Origin of the sequence: Heliophilum fasciatum, assembly GCF_004341395.1 — a bacterium.
GTDB classification, from domain to species: Bacteria; Bacillota; Desulfitobacteriia; order Heliobacteriales; family Heliobacteriaceae; genus Heliophilum; species Heliophilum fasciatum.
Window position 1 is genome coordinate 15,033 of sequence record NZ_SLXT01000029.1, and the last position, 13,964, is coordinate 28,996.

At 51.3% G+C, this 13,964-nt stretch carries 16 protein-coding genes and 1 pseudogene; all 17 read right to left on the minus strand.

Going from position 1 to position 13,964, the window contains the following annotated elements; all coding sequences use genetic code 11:
* Position 1 precedes the first annotated feature (1 nt).
* Positions 2 to 331: a phage tail assembly chaperone gene (locus tag EDD73_RS12410; protein WP_131920442.1), complete on the minus strand. Its 330-nt coding sequence runs from the start codon at positions 329 to 331 to the stop codon at positions 2 to 4.
* Between the two features lie 29 nt (positions 332 to 360).
* Complete coding sequence (locus tag EDD73_RS12415) at positions 361 to 654, minus strand: hypothetical protein (RefSeq protein ID WP_131920445.1); 294 nt, start codon at positions 652 to 654, stop codon at positions 361 to 363.
* 22 nt (positions 655 to 676) lie between these two features.
* Positions 677 to 1,096, minus strand: coding sequence for a phage tail tube protein (locus EDD73_RS12420; RefSeq protein WP_131920447.1), 420 nt, complete (start codon positions 1,094 to 1,096; stop codon positions 677 to 679).
* Positions 1,097 to 1,462, minus strand: a complete 366-nt coding sequence (locus tag EDD73_RS12425) for a minor capsid protein (protein WP_131920449.1) — start codon at positions 1,460 to 1,462, stop codon at positions 1,097 to 1,099. It abuts the gene before it with no gap.
* On the minus strand, positions 1,463 to 1,903 hold the full coding sequence (locus tag EDD73_RS12430; RefSeq protein ID WP_131920451.1) for a hypothetical protein: 441 nt from the start codon (positions 1,901 to 1,903) through the stop codon (positions 1,463 to 1,465).
* The gene (locus EDD73_RS12435; RefSeq protein ID WP_131920454.1) at positions 1,903 to 2,214 is read right to left on the minus strand and encodes a hypothetical protein; all 312 of its coding nucleotides are present in this window, start codon (positions 2,212 to 2,214) and stop codon (positions 1,903 to 1,905) included. The genes EDD73_RS12430 and EDD73_RS12435 overlap by 1 nt, the downstream gene beginning before the upstream one ends.
* Positions 2,211 to 2,555: a hypothetical protein gene (locus tag EDD73_RS12440; RefSeq protein WP_131920456.1), complete on the minus strand. Its 345-nt coding sequence runs from the start codon at positions 2,553 to 2,555 to the stop codon at positions 2,211 to 2,213. Before EDD73_RS12440 ends, EDD73_RS12435 begins: the two co-directional genes overlap by 4 nt.
* A 10-nt stretch (positions 2,556 to 2,565) precedes the next feature.
* Entirely contained in the window at positions 2,566 to 2,754 is a 189-nt protein-coding gene (locus EDD73_RS12445) for a hypothetical protein (RefSeq protein ID WP_131920458.1), read from the minus strand.
* Between the two features lie 58 nt (positions 2,755 to 2,812).
* Positions 2,813 to 3,736, minus strand: a complete 924-nt coding sequence (locus EDD73_RS12450; RefSeq protein WP_131920461.1) for a major capsid protein — start codon at positions 3,734 to 3,736, stop codon at positions 2,813 to 2,815.
* Positions 3,737 to 3,785: 49 nt separating this feature from the next.
* Positions 3,786 to 4,334: a hypothetical protein gene (locus EDD73_RS12455; RefSeq protein WP_131920463.1), complete on the minus strand. Its 549-nt coding sequence runs from the start codon at positions 4,332 to 4,334 to the stop codon at positions 3,786 to 3,788.
* Positions 4,335 to 4,432: 98 nt separating this feature from the next.
* Positions 4,433 to 5,323, minus strand: coding sequence for a phage minor capsid protein (locus EDD73_RS12460; protein WP_131920465.1), 891 nt, complete (start codon positions 5,321 to 5,323; stop codon positions 4,433 to 4,435).
* Positions 5,323 to 6,789 carry a phage portal protein gene (locus EDD73_RS12465; RefSeq protein ID WP_131920467.1) on the minus strand — a complete coding sequence of 489 codons (1,467 nt, stop codon included), beginning with the start codon at positions 6,787 to 6,789 and terminating at the stop codon, positions 5,323 to 5,325. Before EDD73_RS12465 ends, EDD73_RS12460 begins: the two co-directional genes overlap by 1 nt.
* 60 nt (positions 6,790 to 6,849) lie before the next feature.
* The gene (terL, locus tag EDD73_RS12470) at positions 6,850 to 8,523 is read right to left on the minus strand and encodes a phage terminase large subunit (protein ID WP_243116919.1); all 1,674 of its coding nucleotides are present in this window, start codon (positions 8,521 to 8,523) and stop codon (positions 6,850 to 6,852) included.
* Between the two features lie 357 nt (positions 8,524 to 8,880).
* On the minus strand, positions 8,881 to 9,774 hold the full coding sequence (locus EDD73_RS12475; RefSeq protein ID WP_131920469.1) for a tyrosine-type recombinase/integrase: 894 nt from the start codon (positions 9,772 to 9,774) through the stop codon (positions 8,881 to 8,883).
* Between the two features lie 131 nt (positions 9,775 to 9,905).
* Positions 9,906 to 10,319, minus strand: a complete 414-nt coding sequence (locus tag EDD73_RS12480; protein WP_131920471.1) for a phBC6A51 family helix-turn-helix protein — start codon at positions 10,317 to 10,319, stop codon at positions 9,906 to 9,908.
* Positions 10,320 to 11,769: 1,450 nt separating this feature from the next.
* On the minus strand, positions 11,770 to 12,480 hold the full coding sequence (locus EDD73_RS12485) for a DNA methyltransferase (RefSeq protein ID WP_131920473.1): 711 nt from the start codon (positions 12,478 to 12,480) through the stop codon (positions 11,770 to 11,772).
* A gap of 324 nt (positions 12,481 to 12,804) precedes the next feature.
* Positions 12,805 to 13,964: pseudogene (locus EDD73_RS14950) on the minus strand (DEAD/DEAH box helicase family protein); the annotation flags it as partial.

Here is a 13,964-nt window from a genome sequence, read left to right on the forward strand (position 1 = left end):
ATCACCCCCTCCCTGCTTCGCCGTTGAATTTTTCAAGCAGTTCTTGGAACGCTTGCTTGCGATCCTCCGATGTTTGGATCTCGCTATCGTCTTTTTCACGACCAAGCAGCATGTCTACCGTTACCGGCCGTTTGAGCGTGCCCATCGTGTTCATCAAATTCGCGGATAACCATGCCGTGCGATGGTACTCGCTCTCCATCCGTCTGACCGTTTCCTTGCCGTAAGCATCAGCCATTTCGATGAGTTCGGTTAGCGTGATAGCCCACATCTCGTGGGGACGAAGCGAAAGGACCCCGAAGGCGATCATTTTGATCTGCGGCCAGAACTCCATGGATTCCGGCTTTTCTTCGGGGTCACTGATTAGTTTTTTCCGGTGGCCAACTGGAATGCTTCGGTGATTTTTTCGTTCACCATGCTGAGTGTGTCCATATCAACCCAACCGCCCACTTCATGCTCGGTCAGTGTAGGATCTTCGTGAATTAACCCGGCCCATAAAAACGTTCGCAACTGCTTTACTCCCATCGTTAGTTGATCAAGTTCTTGAAGCGAAACACCGAGCTTCGCCTCCATCTCCGCCAGGGCGTTAAGGTCGTAGCGCAGTGTTCGAGGTTTGTCTAACACGATCTCCACGAGGGCTTTATGCTTGTTTGCCATTCGATTCATCCTTCCTTATCGATTACGAACCTGTTACGGTAGTAAGCGCTCCCGTGCCGGTTAACGACAGCTTGAACGTGGCTGCGCCATCCTGCGGAAACTCGTAGGGAAAGTCTGAGATGATGCAGTTGCCGTCATATTTGCGGCCCGAAGGGAAGCGAATTTCCGCTTTCACCTGCTGACGACCAATCCATGCTTGCTCCAAGAAGGTGATCGCGGCATCGTCGGCAATCAAGAAGCCGTTGCATTCCAGCGTCCATGAGTTTACCCCGGCCACGTTCTCGGCCCATCCGTTCGCATCTTTGGACGTTACATCAACGACGTGCGTCGTCCGGTTCAACGTGGCCCCACTCTGTCCACCGAGGACGGTATAGGTCGGCGATGCGTCCGTCCCGCCCGTTTTTACATACAGGAGTACATCGACGCCTGCTAACTTCGTCAATTACGCCACCTCCAGTAAGATTGAGAAATTCACGGAATAAAAAGAGCGCCCGTTCTCATCCGTCCCCGCGTACAGGGGCGACGATTGCTGGGCGCTGCAAAGGATCACGGTATCGGGGCCAATCAGGAAACCACGATTCAGGTGAAAGGCTTCGTACAACGCCAAAGCTCGCTGCTCCCCAATCGCTGGATGCTTGGTGCGGATCAACACTTGCACAGTTGGCTTTCGAAGCGTGCCGGTCGGGGCACTGCCGCCGTAAATCGTGACGATCGCACAGTCATCGGGAGCCGTCGTGGGGAACGTATTGGCGTAATACGTGTCGGGAATCTGCTCACGAATTACAGCGATTACATCCAGAATCTTCATCTAATCACATTCTCTCTTGATCGCATTGCGGAGAATTTGGGTGATATGCTCACGATAGACCTTGGCTTCGCCCTCCAGCGGTCGGGTCAGGTACTTGTTGCCCACGGAATAATGCGTACCGGACATCCCCTCGGTGCCGGGTTTTGCGCTAGAACCGGGGCCAAGGTTGTATTCCCGTTCGTGCATCGCCATAGCATAGTTAAACTCGCCTTCATTGACGGAGTAGGCGATGGTGGCCGTTACCTGATCACCTTTGGGGGCTACTTCCCGAGCATGAGATTTTTCAAGAATCCCCTTATCATGCGGTGCAATCTCCGATGAAACCCGGATAAGATCGTCTGCACAGTCATTGACCGCTTCGACTACATCGCGCTGAACAGCTTGTTTCGCGGCCTCCAACTTACAAAGCACCGCCTTGGCATCCACCGTCATCCGAGCCATTAGACCGCCACCTTTGTGAAGATTGGTTTGCCGCCAAAGTCGCGGATCATAGCGACAGCCAGCGGTGTGCGGCAGTATTGATTACCGGTTTCATCGGTCCATTCAAGGCGATCAGCGAAAGTAACCGCCACTTGCCCTTTTAGCAAAATCACTGCGCTGGAAACCACTTCTTTACCGTTGGCGTCCTTAACTAACTGTGTTTTTTCATCAATGCGACAGGATAACGTTGTAGAAACTCCATCGCTGGGAACGCCCCAATCATCAAGTGTGCCCCCTCGATGAATTGCCACGGTCTGCTTGAGTGGAATCAATCGGCATACCTCCCCACACGGCGACCAAGGATAGCGATCACTTCAGGCGCGATCGTGCCCACCCGCTCCATCGTCATCCCAAGTCCACTGACGGAAACAGACTTCACACCTTGCTGGGATTTCCGGATGGTCTCATCCATGCGAAGGAGCCACAAGGCCTGCTCAAATACAGCCTCGTCAGGAAGTGGCTTTATATCCGGCGCGTAGCCCCGAAACAGCCGATAGAGTTGCTTCGCGGCCCCGTTGAGTGCCCGCTGTCGGGTCGGATCGTCCGCAGTAAACCACTCTTCGTTATGGAGGACGTGTTCGGTGAAATAGGCGTTGGCTGTGATTAAATCCACCATCTGTCACCTACTTCACCGCCGTTTTAGGCTTTTTATCTTCCGCTTCTTTGATTTCTGTGGCTTCATAGCCGTAGTCATAAACCAGCAAATCCTTGGTTCGCCCGTCTTCCACAATGGCCTCGCCGTTTGCAAACAGTACGCCCTCGGTCACGCCGTTATAAATCGGGCTGGGCGTTTTGATGATATACTTTGCCAACGCTGTGTCCTCCTTATAAAGAAATAGACGTGGCAGATTGCTCTACCACGCCTCACGATTACGGATTCTTCGGAACCACACCCTTCTTGATATAGCGAAGCCGCGCAGCCGCCCGTGGATGAAACACTGCCATGCCGCAGTAAAACTCAATCCGCGTACGAAACACCGGCTTACTGTCGATTTCGCCAAGGTCACGCACCGACACGTCGCCGTTTCGCAGGCCAGCCACGTACTGCTCCGCGCCAAACTTCACTGCGTAAATGGAACCAGTATCGCTTGTGCCACCCGCTTTGGCCAGTTCGTTAAAGCCAAGGATCTCCGCACCGGAACCGTCCGTTTCAATCACACGGATCGGGATGCCTGCGTAGGTGTACACGGGCCGACCAAAGGAGTCTTCACCCGATTCAATATAGTGATTGGAGTTCTGCAAGACGAGTTTGAGTTCACGCCGCATCGCTTTCGAGCAGAACAGCACGTCCGGCTCACCTTCGACGGCGTCGATCAGTTCGTCAATCTTCGGTAACGACAGTACCTCATCCTTACCGTCGATCAGTTGATTGCTGCCGAGGCGCTTCTGCAGTCCGTCGAATTGACCGGGATTCGCGGCATCGCCCTTGAAAAAGGCACGTGTAAACTCCAGCGATAACGCCTTGGCTTTCATGTTGGTATGTGTGGACCGGATGTCTTGGATATTTCCCCTCGTTTGCACAAGGAATTTATCAACGTCCACATCGCCCCCGAGGATATACAAACCTTCGGCAAGTTGGTTGACTACGCCAGCCGATTCCACATACGCTTCGTTGACGGAACGAAAGGCGATGCCTGGAAGTGTCTGCTCCTGATTGTACTTGTAGGAGTTCCCCGCGATTTCCATGAACGGTAATGCTTCGAGAATCGGCGATGTCCGTGCGAACATGCTGATGACGCCGCGTTGCAAGGTATCGGTCGATAACTTGGCGGCTTCAGTTAACGTAAGTGCCAATGTCTTTTACCTCCTGTTTTTGAGCATAAAAAAAGCGCAATCACCCGGATTACGCTCGTTGGGAATATCCGATTTTCAACAGTTGTAGCGGGGTAAGCTGGTCCAGATCTACCGTCTGCGCTTTGGCGGGATTCGTCGCTTGACCGACGGGCTGTTCTTGGCGTAGATGACCGAACAGTCCTTTTTTCTCTGCCGACGCCAGCCATTCCAACTGGGCTTCCGGCGGGAGATTGGCGGGAACGAGGTCGTGAAATTCTTTGGGAATGCCTTCGAGTTTTACGTTGAGAAGACCTTGAATGACCGATTCCAACTGCTGTACCCTCGCCGTCGATGTCTTGTGGCCGTCCTTGGCCCTTGTGAGTTCATCGGCAGTGGACTTGTACAGTTCTTCAAACTTGCCTTGCTGTTCTTTCGCTGTCTTAGCCTGGGCTTCGCGCTCGGAAAGCAGTTGCTCCAGTTGGGTCTGCGCTTCTTTGTACTTGGCGTTGACTTCGTCAAATCGGGCTTTAGGAATCTGATGTTCAGGCGCTTTCGTGGGTTCCTTCGGGGTCTCTGTAGCGGTAGGTTGCGTTTCTTTAACCGTAGTTTCATCTACCAAAATAAGTCCTCCTTGCCCTACGCTTGGTGTCGCGGTCGCGTCCGCGTGGGGTTATGTTTTAGCGGCCAGTTTAACGACCTAACGCTATGGGTCGAAGTCTAACGCTGCGCTTTCATCGCCTGTTCATGCTTCTCCCGCACCGATTGCGGCAATAACGCCACATCACGAACCGGGCTAACGTGGTGCTGGCAGTTGGGGTGAAAGATGTTGCCAATTGCTCGAAGTTGGTCATAGGTGCGATAACCCGCCGTCAGCCCGTTGAGCGAGATAATCATGCCCTCATATGACCGGCAGGCGTCCTTCGCGTTATGGGATGACACAACAGCCAAATCAACGCCCCGTTGCATCCCCTCCACACGAGTTCCCTCAATATGGGCCTGCATAAGCTTCGTCCGCACGACCATCTCCGCATAGGTTGATAGGTTCCAGCGCCGACCGGCACGATCAACAATCCCCACCCATGCTTCGCCGTCCAACCGGGCCGACAGTCCTTTCTGCGTGAGTTCGGCAACCACTGCATTTCGCATGGATCGACGGCCCAACTGCTGCAGTGCCTTCGTCCTCATCGTCTCGCCCACGGTATTTTTTACAAGCTGCTTAATCTTTCGCTCGGTGTTTTGTGTAGCCATCAGCAGGTCGGAGTAGGTGTCGTTGATCAATGCTTCAACACGCTCCCTCGCCAGCAGGAAATCCGATGTTCCTGCCGCATCCGCCAGCGTGGTGGCGTTGCCCACCGCTTGAAGCACTCGATTTTGACCGTCAGCAAAGGCGCGATGAATCACGTCATCACACCAGCTTTTCGTGGAAGCGTCTAGTTCTTGTAGAATGAACATCGTCTGCGTGAGCAAAGATTCGGCCTGCACTTTCTCCAGCCCCCGTGATGCCGGGATGACTTTCAGCCGATCGGCAATCTGTGTGAATGCAGTCTTGTAATACTGGACCAACCGGTTAACGTCTCGCTCGTATGTTGGCGTAGGAAGCGGTGCCATCAGTTATCACCGCCTCCGCCGGTCATGGGCTGTTGGAACGCGGAAGGATCAGTCACCGCTTCTTCATCTTGAATCCGCTGCAACTCCGCATCGGCCTGTTCTTCCGTCAGATCATCCAGCCACATCAATGCCGATTTCTGCGAGATCGTCGCTTTACCGCCGGTACGAATACTCATGATGTTGGCCATCTCGGTTTCATCATCCGGCAAGCCGTCTTTGAACTTCACTTTGGGAACGGTAACTTCGTAATCCTGCGGTCCTTTACAGGCGACTTCGAGCAGTTGTGCGATCAGGAGCACTCGCTTCAACGCTTTGTTGTAATATTGGCGTTTGCGGTTAATCTTCGCCAAGATGGAGTTCAATCGCCATTTGATCGCCAGCCCCGACGCCCCGCTGGTTCCTACATCACCTGAGCCCAGCGCAATTTCAGGGATTTCCGCGTTAATGAGCAGCAGTTTTACCAGATGCTCAAGTTCCGTGAACGCGGCCTGCAACTGCCCATCCCAGGTGATATACTGCGGGATCACTTCGTCCTTCCCCATCACCTCAAATACTTTGTCGACGCCAACGCGGAAAATCGGATTGCCCTCGGCATCTTCACCCAACGTACCCGCCGGTACCGCCATCGCCGGGTCCGCGTGCTTATCGAGAATCGAGGCAATCTGCGAAATCCGGTGATTGATTTCATCGAACAGCGGCTTGTTTTCGCTGAGATCATCGATTCCTTCCCAGTGATCGTCGGTGGCATAGTTGGGTACATGAACGACCAACGGGAACGGCACGCCCGTCTGAACTTCCTGACGCTCCCCCGCAATCTCCCCGGCGATGCGCCACTCGCCAATCTCGTTGTCAACGGTGATAAGGATCGGTTCGAGTTTGTATTTGGCGTAGATAATCCGCCCCGGATAGTGGCTCTCCACATGAAGCCGCCACTCGTCGCCGTTGCCGCGATTAAATGCCACAGGGTAGCCAATATGAAACGCGATGATGCGGTTGGCATCACCGACAGCCGTTTCCGGGAACACATACTCCGGATTCTGCGCTTCAATCATCACGCGATAGGGGTCGATGTCTTTACTCAGAACTCCAGCATACGCCTGCCCGTAGCGGATCTTATAAAATGAGTCGCCTCGATAAGCGTTGGACAGTGCACTTTCATAGTTCAGGATATGAAGATCGTTTTCCTCAACGAAGCGATCCAACGCAGCCTGCTCAGTGGATTGATCACTCTTCCCTGCCGAGAATACCGGTTGTTCCCCAAATAAAAAATCGGCCGATTTCTTACAAATCACGCCGGGAAGGTTTGTGGAGATATAGAGCAGTTCGCTTTGCCGCCGCGATAGTTTATTTTGAATCCGCTGAAATACGTCGTAGTGCTTGCCTAAAAATAGCTTCTTGTTATCGCGATATTTCCGGATGCGCTCACGATGTTCCGGTAGCGGGTAGTAGTCGCCAATCGCAAACATCCACCGTGCCCCCTTTCATTACTTCGCCCATACACCCACACAGAGGGGTAGCGATCTTACTTACAATCCCGCAGGCTTTTGATGAAATACGCGACGCCGCCCACCTCCGCAAAGTTCGACGGCCATCTGTAATGCATCCGGCAGATCGTCATGGTCGTGGTTCGGAAATTGCTCCAACTGTTCCAACAGGATGCGCTGATGTTTCATGAACCGAAGCACACCTTGTTCGATCACCGGTTCCAGCGATTCAATCCGTTCTTCCTTCTTGGTTTTGCTGATCACCGGCTTTAACTTCGTCAGATAAATCCCTTGTAGAGCCATGCGCTCTCTGGCTTGCCGGAACAAATCGAACTGGGCCTGCACCGACTCAATCGCGAAGATCCGTGGCCGATAGTTGGCCATCTTTCGCATGACCTCGTTCAGTGCTTCATGAGCGGGGCATTTTCGCGCCCATGTTTCCACGACATACAGGATACCAGTGCGCCGGTCTCTGCCAATCACTACGATGGCGTTGTAGTCGGAGCGATCGTTCTTGCCCATCGCGATATCCCACGCCCCGTAATAGTCCAGCGGAATCGGGCGCCCCATCTTGTCGCGCAGTTCGGGATAATCGAAGAAAGTGAACATCGATGGTTTGAAAATCTGTGTTTCCTCATCAATCGGATTGTTTAAGTACTCAGAGCCGAACGCCCGAGAGCCGATGTTGACCTTCTCAATCATTAAACGGGCATAGGAAAAGCGCCCTGGCCACAAGACCTCAACGCCAGCGTCCATCTCTTCACGGTTAGCCTCATAATGGGCCAGCGCATCATCCAGCCGGGTTTCGCTTTCGGGATTGCGGCAAAACGTCTCAAACTGCTCCCACAGATCGCCCCGTTCTGGCGGCGATACGATGGCGGAGTAGGTGCGTGATTCAAAGTCTGACCGCTGTAATACCGACGGCAGTAGCCCTCTGGCGTTCACAATCGTGCCCATGTAGATAAAAGCGGTTCGCGACGGGTCACCGATCGACATCACCACGGAGTTGAACCAATGCTGGTTTTTATCGCGGAGTTCCGGCGTGTTGGTATTTCGCGCTGATTCCAAGTCATCCATAATAACGAGGTCCGGTCGATGGGAGCCGTTACGTTTACCACGTAGTTGCTTGCCCATCGATGCTGCTTCCACCAGAACACCGGACTTCGTCAAAAACGCCTCTTGATTGTCCTTCTCGTTCAATGCTTTGCGGTCAGACAGTAGTTCGCCATAATCCTCACGCAGTTTCTTGTTGAACTTGAGTTGCAGCGAGATCCACTCGATGAACTTTTTCGCCATGGAATCGGTTTCGGAAATGATCAGGATGTACTTCCGCTTGTCGAACACGATCTCATGCAGCGGAAAGCCGTTGGACAGGTAGGCCGATTTGGCGTGGCCCCGTGGCGCGGCCCAAGCAATTCGGGCCGTAGGATTCGCAACGGACACGATGCGCAGCAGATCGCACAGTTCCTTATGGAATCGCGGTGCGTCATCAATGCTGGTTCCAGCGGGAATCAGATTTTGTTCATTTTCGGGGTTTTTATCGTCGGAAAAATACTCGTACATGAAGTACAGCACATCAAATTCCGACCGGTCAATCCGCCGCAGCCGGTACAATTCTTTCAGGTCAGAGACGTACATCTCGCGTTGTGGAATCGTTAATTCCTGTTTTTCACGAACATCATCCAGCAGCTTTGTACGGGATTCCAACAGTTCCATGCGGGGCTTTCGCTGTTCAACGTTGAGAATATCGATAGTTCACACCTCCGTTTAAAATAGAAAAAGACGCCTCCAAGGAAGCATCCGATATCGATGTTGTTGTGTCATTTTTAAATCCGCAATTTGCTGATGGTAAAAGGTGGACTTATTTGACCCTCATTTCAAATGAGTGGCAAAGGTACCCACCAATTGCACACGTGGCCACACGTTCAATGCGTCCCCTCCTTTGCCATAATGGCCCCACCTCAGGGATTACCTCGCAATGTGCGCCAACGTGTCGCCACACAGGGGCAACCGTGCGATTAACGCTTGTCTCACATTCAACACATATAGGGGTTCGATTTAATCGATTACCCGTCACACCCACGATAATTCCTCAACCGCTCTCGCCAGATCTTCTTCCCCCGGCATCGTGTATCGGCTGGTCATGGCGATATTCGGCAAACCATTGTTTTTCATGTGCCCCATCAACCGGGCGATCACATCCATCGGTACTTTGCGAACGGCCAACTCATGACCAAAGCTGTGGCGCAGCGTATGGCAAGTCAGATGATCGATGCCACTGATTTTGCTGTATTTGGCGATGAGGAACGATACGGCTCGTGGGCTAAGTTGGTCGCTGCGCTGCGAGGTGAACAGATATTCGCTGTTGCTATGCCGTGTTTGCAGATATCGCTGAAGGATTCGACGGCAATCCACGTTCAGCGGGATCTCGCGATATTTGCCGTGCTTGCCGTTGGGAATCACGAGTATGCCCTTGCGGTCGCTGATTTTTACGTCGGCCAACCGGATATCGCAAAGCTCCTGCACGCGAACCCCGGTGTGTAGCATCAGCGTGACCATCGTGAGGTCGCGGAGGCCACCGTGCTGGCGAACAATGCGAACCAGCAAGTTCTGTTCATTGCGGTTGAGCCACTTTGGCGCAGATTGTGGGACGGTGATGCGGTCGACGAGGTCAACGGGATTGTCGGGGATTACAGCATTTTCAGTGAGCCAACGGAAGATCGCGTTCATGTGGGTCATCGTGAGGGCGACGGTGTTGGGCTTGAAATTACTGGAGGCAAACCTTTTGAAATTTGCTATGTCCAGTTGTGTGGCTTGCTGCGGGGTCGGTACCCCCCCGGTGGGGGTGGGGCGGGGGTGCTCGTTCTCGAACCAACGTGAGAACCTGGCCCAACTGTCCTGATACGAGCGCACGGTGATGAGGCTTTTGCCTTGCCGCTGGAGTTCTTCAATGAATGCTACAATCATGATCGTCCTCTCCTCACAACAGACGCTGAGTAATAAGCCGGATGTTCCGCTGAACCATTGCGGTTCGTGGGTCACAGCTTACCTCTGCCCAGCAACTATTGCAATGAAAGACGCTGTGATTGCATCAGTGGTTACATCTCGGCAAGTAGTTTTTTCAGGTTGTCGATCTCAGCCTCGATAGCCTCGTTGGAGCGATTATCCTCGACCTTTGCTTCAATCTTCTGCACATCGGTCAACCGGCCCTGATTCTTCAACACGAGTTCAATCGCCTTCAAGCGGTTCTTTTCGCTTTGGCTGGCACGGGCGATACCGCGCAGGAAGCCGTAGGTCTCGGACAGGAAGTCGGACATCGCTAACTCGGCGATCTCATTCTTATAGGCGACGAAATCCGGGTCTTGCTTCCAGCGAAATAACGTACGGGTGCATACACCTGCCTTCTCCGCGATCTCTGCAATCGGCACCTTGTTGATGTCGTTGGTCGCGAGAATTTCCGCAGCGATGCGCTGACCCTCGCTCAACGCGTACTTCTTCGATTTCGTAGACATCGTAATTCCTCCTTATTTCTCGATTGTGCGAAATCCGTACAACTGTGTCCCCTGTAACCACTGCGCCAACGTGCAATATCATCACAACTGCTATTTTCCCCGCCACCACCGTGCTACCTTTGTGATTTTTCACCACATCAACACAGCCCCACCGCCGCCACGTTACCACACAGCACAATCGCGTTACCGCTGTGCCCATACGTGCTACGGCAGGTCCAGTGCTGCCGGTACCTTACTTTTAGTAGCCCACCTAACGTCGCCATCGCTATCACAGCAATAACCGCGCCCCCGCTGTGATTACCGCTTCAGTGTTAGCTCTGCCGCCACAGTTGCCAACATTACCACGCTACCACCGAGGGTATCGTCAAAACATCGCCACCCTCGTAATTTCAGCTATTGCCGTAATCACAGTTGGCACCGCCTCACTGTGAAACTACAGCTAGGCAAAGTGTTTACAGCAATAACAGTCAATCCTGCCGCCAACGATATTAGCGAGAATAATTATTGACTACTGCTTATTAATGTAATCAACAGAAAAAGCCTGAACCGCAGTTGGTCCAGGCTTTGTGTGATCGCGTGATGAATTTTGCACGTAATTCAGTCGCGTTTGTTCCAAGTGACTTACAGGAATCTCCGCCAATAACCCCATATACCATATTTGATGCACAGTTGGTATCATTACAGGGCGGTAGTGTATGGTGCCGCTGGTGAACTTTTGCGCCGCAACCCGATCTTTGAAAACTCAATATTGATAGCTTACTTCTGATTATATAGCTTGCCGAGGATTGAGTATAGCGTGGTCCAGCATATATATACGTTATTACGTTATTACTGTTAAGAGACACGTTATAGATACACTGTATTAGAGACACTGTGTTTAGTTTGTGGGTAAACAGTTACCCATAGGTAAGAGTAAATTTTACTCATAGCGTTAAAACCTCAAATCTATCCGTGATGGAACCGTACATCCAGTTCTGTCCATACCTTGGCTGTTATTTCTTTTTAGGAAACATAAGAAACGACAGCCCAGCTTCGCCGCGAACGCTCCCCGCCGCCGCGATCGAGATTCACTGCTTCTTGCAGCAGCAACCGCGCCAACTGTTACGGCGTAGGTAACGGTCGGCCACGGTCGCCGCTGTGTGCCCCGACGTTCGATGCTGTCCCCCAACGGCAATGAACGATACCAACCGGTGATTATCGATCAACATTGGCGAACGTGTAGGCTACTGTGGGAAACCGCTATGGCGTAGATAACGGCTAACCATAGTTTCGGCAATACAGTTTTCGTCGAGGATTACAGGGTTCCTCAAAGGTTGATCAATTAACTCGTTCCAATTTGGAACGACTTGACCGTCAATCGTGTTCGACCGCTACGGAATAGGTGGCGGCACTAACAGCATTGGCTATATAAGATGAGAGAACACGTTGGTGGCGAAGTCAGAGCGCCGGTTTAAGCAGCGTTGGCCACGACATCAACCGCTTCCAACCGCAGATTGGCCGCGTCGATATATCGCTGTTCAATATCGAACGCGATGAACCGTCGGCCCAGTTGCTTCGCGGCCACGCAGTCACTTCCGCTCCCACAGAAGGGAATCAGTACAGTATCGCCAGGCTTCGATGACTTCGTGATGATCGTTTCCGCGAGTTTGACCGGCTTCTGCGTAGGATGCACATAGTGAGCACTGGCATCACGGGCTACTGGCCACACGTCGCTGATGCGCTTGCCGTTAAGAAGGTGTCTTCCCTTCGTAGCGAAGATTAGAAATTCATGGGACGGGCTGTACTGACCGCGCAGATCACCCATTCCCCCACCGTTCTTTGACCAGATGATGCAGTTCTTCACGGTGAACAACTGGGCGATACGCTGATGCCACTCGCCATAGACATCCCACCGAGTGTAGCAGTAAAGAGCGCCGCCGTCTTTCAATACGCGATAGGCGTCGGACAACCAGTCGGCGAAGATCACGTCATCATTTTGGATAGCTGTGAACTTCTTTTGACGGCTGCTACTACGATACCGGATGCCGTATGGCGGGTCGGCGATGATGAGGTCGATGCTGCTGTCGGGGAGACGTTGGAGGCCGATGTTGACGTCGATGTTGTGGATCTGATTGATTGATAACTCGCTGTTAGCGATGGGATCGCTGTGGGTTTCGATGATGGAACACCGCCCTTCGCAAAATAAAACGGCAGCCCAGCGATAGTGCTGAACTGCCTGTCATATTTTGTGGGGGCTGTGGGGGGAAGGGTACAATTAGCTATTGACTAATCAGTAACTGCGCTAGTAATTTTTGGATTTCCCTACTCCTTTGTTCAATGATATCTAGTGCCCCATCAGACAACGTTGGACTAGAAAAGCCGTTTTTTGTTAAGAGATAAAATCAAGAGATTGTGAACTTGAAAAAGCAGGTTAAGGTTGCCTGCCGGGGTACTAGCAACTCTTCCGGTATCTGGGCATCCTCTTCTAACTTGACATTAGTATTTACTATTTAACAAGTCTTTCGAATGATTTAGTAAAGATTTTCACGTATTCATCTTGATTATTGTAAAATGGAAAGCCCCAAACATGATATTCTGTATCATCGGCAAAGGTTTTCTTCGGAATACCTCGATTCTCAATCTGTAATAGAAAATCTTCTTTCCACTTGTCTTGTGATATAAAATTATTACCTTTTGGTTCCACAAAAATTTGGTACTGCTCGTAACCTGTGGATTTTCTTTTGCGAAGGAAAAGCAAATAGTCAGGCTCAAAACGTTCTCCACCGTCAAAGGAATAAAGAACAAGTTGTCGCTCGTTGCGTACAAGATATACCTTTTCGTACTCTCGTTTCAAGTCGTCAACATAAGTAGCAAAGTACGCTACAAATGCTTTTTCCTCTGTGGTACCAAAATTATCATTAAACACAAACCAATCAGCCGATCCGAGATCTATTTTCCATTCTGGACGGACCGAAGGAGCATTCTGGGAAATACCTTCACTTTCACCATGCGGGTTAGTAATAAAGCGTGTCTTGTTGCGGAACACCTCGCTGAATTTCTTATCCGTAAAGTCCGTCGTACCTTCATAGGTTTCTTTGATAGACGATATTTCTCCACCAATTTTTGTAAGCACTTTCATACAGGCTTCAAAAAAAGTTTCTGGCACGGGTGTCTCATTACGATTCTCGATAAGCAATCTAACGCCACCGAGATATGCGTTGTCCGTGATAAATTCTCGTAATGACTTCAGATTCGGGAAGTATCCTCGAAGAATGTTAAATTTGAAAACGTCTATTCTTCGTAAGGCTCTATGTACAAGCGAATAATTATATTCGGCAATCTCACCAATTGTTGTTCTGTAATGGTACGTCTTGACGGTTGTATTGGTGTGAGCGTTCATCATCATAGTATCCATTGCTGTTTTTCCCGTATTAACCGTTACTGCGTATTCCTTGTCGCGAATGGACGGCAACAATTCGATGATATCCTTACGACTCTTTACCTCGCGTTTATTTAGAAATACTATACCTGTCTTATATATTTCATCAGCTTTGAATTCATCCTTGAGTATATAGAGTCTGTCTAAAAACCCCCGCATCCCAAGGGTCGATTCATAAAACTCAGTATTCAATGGTATTTTGTGCCATTTAAAGGTATTTTGGCTTC